General features: G+C 41.3%; 2 protein-coding genes. Both read right to left on the minus strand.

Translation table 11 applies throughout. The features are described 5' to 3' along the window. Positions 1-236, minus strand: a 236-nt coding sequence (locus IQ229_RS19295; RefSeq protein WP_194046512.1) for a hypothetical protein, incomplete at its 3' end; no start/stop codon positions are given. A gap of 514 nt (positions 237-750) precedes the next feature. Further along, the gene (locus IQ229_RS19300; protein ID WP_194046514.1) at positions 751-3,207 is read right to left on the minus strand and encodes a two-partner secretion domain-containing protein; all 2,457 of its coding nucleotides are present in this window, start codon (positions 3,205-3,207) and stop codon (positions 751-753) included. Positions 3,208-3,389: the final 182 nt, after the last annotated feature.

Below are 3,389 nucleotides of genomic sequence, written 5' to 3' on the forward strand. Positions count from 1 at the left end.
CTATTTAGCTTCTTATTTATAGGTAGGATTCCTTCGGCAAAATCCTGAACCTCTTTCTCTTCAGCAGCATCATTAAATTCAGTTTTATTAACGTCTATACTATTTTGGAAGCCCTGAGAATTATCTCCTGATACGCCATCATTTTGACTTGCACCCCTAGATTCAGAGTTTTTCAAGTTCTGACTATTTTTCTTTTGAATATCCTCTGTTGACTGTTGTATGTTCTGAGAATTCATAAATTTTGCTCTCCTTGGAGATTGGTAAATGTGTAAAACTGTTTTGTGATGTACTAAATTAACGTGAGTTTGATTAGTACACTTTGCCAACAAATGAATCAAGAATACAGAGTCTAGAGTGGCACGAAAGCATTAGTTTTTTAACACTCTTGTGAACTCCCATAATTATGAATTCAACTTGGCTAGTAATAATTACGCATTGTTTAACAAAACTTCATATATTTCTGCCGGATTTCATTAAAGCATTGATGAATCTGGCTACTGACCGTTGCTCGCTTAAGATGATTGAATAATCGATACCTCCTCAACTCTTACACTCTGCTTACGGTTTGGATAAGCTCACAAACTTTATTAAGACAATACGCTTATATTAAAGTTCATTGCAAATCAGCGATCGCACTCACACCTATTTGAGTAAAAAAAGCGATCGCTACATATAAAGTTCATTGCAAAGCAGCGATGTCTACGACGGTCTACGCCAATGCACCAACAAAAGTTATGAGAATCTCAATTTTTAATTAGCAGTGCAAGATGTAGCGACGAGTGAAGAGTTATGGGGCGATGCAGTTGGTACTTGAGCAACCAGAACCACGTTCCCCTTGGCATCCATTACCCACCCTTGGGCTTCTACAATTTGAGTAAGCTCATTGACAGAATTAACCTTCTGTGATTTTTCTTCTGTGTTTCCCTGCGCCTGAACAACCGCTCTTTTCTCAATACCCTCAGCCCGATTCTGACTCTCTGGAGGGAGCGCAATCCAATCTGCTAGCACTGCATCATCAGCTATCAATGGCTCTGTAGGATCGGCTTGTATTCCTCCACGCCCAGTAGTAACAAATGAACTTCTTCCTATTTCTCCACCAGAACTACAACCAGCAGCAACTTGCTGCGAAGCATCAACCAGATTTACGGGTAGTTCCACTAATCCTTTACTGGGGTCAGCATCTGGTGAGTTGATTTGTATAGTGCCACTTAATGAAGGGTTTTGCTGAGAAAATGCAGTTATGTCACTTGTTGGTACGTTATTCGGATTTATATCTTTTGGATCAAATCTTTCCACCTCTGCACGGGTGCGTGACACAAACCCAAAGCTATTCTTAGCGGCGATCGCAATTTTACCACCAGAACCAAAGTTGGCGTTGGCGGTAATATCGCTATTTCCGAAGGGAGTCGCGACGAGGAAGCCATTAGGTGCATTGATGGTGATATTACCGCCAGTTTTATCACCTCCGGCATTAGTAGAGATTTGACTGTTACGACGCATCAGTAATAAGTCCTGCACCTGTACCCCAATGTCACCGCCCTTACCTGACTCACTATTAGATGTGAGTTTTCCTTTATCCAGCAAGATGGAACGAGCGCTTATATTGAGTTTGCCTGCTAGACCTAAATTGGGTACACCCCCTTGATAGTTAACATTTTTTCGAGCTTCACTGCTCACAGTTATTGCCGCCCCATCTTTGATAATCAATCGCCCTGTAGTTAGGGTCAAGTTACCGCCATTTCCAGTCCCTTGAGTGCCAGCAAACAAGCTACTGAGCCTAGAACCATTTGCTGAGGTTCCCATTAATTCTACGGACTCAGAGGCGTTCACTATCAAATCTCCTCCATTTCCTGTAGCTGGTATCAATTGGTTAGAAAAACGCCCAAGTATACCCTCAGAACTTGTTGATATTGCTGCCCCTCCCTCAATACGTAACTTTCCAGTATTAATTATTATGCTGCCAGCATTTTGAGCGCCAAAAGTTGCACTAAATAATCCACTGGATATTAGATCACTACCATCTGGCAAAGGAGAAATGGGGATGCCTGCGATTAGTTCTACGGAATCTGAGGCGTTGATGGTCAATTGCCCCGCCAATCCCGAACCAACATTGAACATTAAGACTTGCGCTCCATCTTTGACAATCAACTTTCTGGTAGTGATATTTATATTTGCAGAGTTTCCAGTGTCGAAAGTTCCAGTAGACAAGAACGCATTTAGTCCAAGTTCTACAGACTCGGAAGCGTTCACTGTTAAATTTCCTCCCGGTTGCGCTCCCAGAGTCAGAGCCAAAATTTGTGAACCGTCACTTACTAGTACGCGCTGTCCTTGTAGGTGGATATTACCGCCACCTTTGCCACTGGTATCTAGAGTAGATGGAATCTGACTTTGCTGGGTTAGTTGAATGTTCTGAAAATTTTGAACACCTTCATATCCTAATGCCCAACTTTGATTCGTTGAATTCAGACTGACCAAACTATTGCCAGCAACGCTTCCTAACTCAATTCTTCCCCCACTTGCCGTTAAATTTCCGCCCTCTAGCGTTATATCACCGCCTATAAGTGCTATGGTTTTACCTTGCTGCACCTGTAGACCAACACCTTGTGCGAAGGTATTAATTGCATTATTTGGACTTGCTTGGGATTGATTGCGGATAGGTTGAGCATTTGTTCCGAATTGTAAACCTATAGGAACACTTTCTGTAAGTAGAGGTGCAGTTTGACCAGATGTAGCACTAAAGTTTGTACCATCAGCAAAGTTCAAACTACTCGCCGTACTCGCCACAAATGAACCGCCGATATTTAAAGAAGCATTGGGCCCAAAAACAATGCCGTTAGGATTAATCAGAAATACGTTGGCTGTGCCGTTAGCTTTGAGAATGCCATCTATATTAGAAACAGAATTGCCTGTCACCCGACTGATGATGTTCTGAATATTGATGGCATTGTTAAAATGGGCTGTCCTTCCCGCAGAGACAGAAAATTTTTCAAAGCTGTGGAACAAGCTTTTACCACGAACTGCTCCACCATCAATCTGGTCTATAGGCTGACCATCGATTAGCTTTGGTGTAATGATTGAACTTTCAGATCCAAGTGTGGCATCTTTTTGAGCTAGAGCAAAACTCTCAGCAAAAATGAGCACTCTAGCAATTACTAAAGTACTCACTATTCCTAACTTCCAGTGGCAACTGCTTTTAGTTTGAGACATGAAATAACTGGCGCTCAAAAAATCAGAGTTTACTAAAATACTGCTTTTTGCTAATTAGTTATGTTAGAACGTTGATGTGATCTCTGTATATTAACTACTACAAAAAAGCAAAGTTTAGTATTTTTACATTCATTAGAATAAACTCTTTGCAGTCCAAAGATAAAATTATTTAGCAGTTACAC

It is taken from the genome of Nostoc cf. edaphicum LEGE 07299 (assembly GCF_015207245.1).
Lineage (GTDB): Bacteria > Cyanobacteriota > Cyanobacteriia > Cyanobacteriales > Nostocaceae > Nostoc > Nostoc edaphicum_B.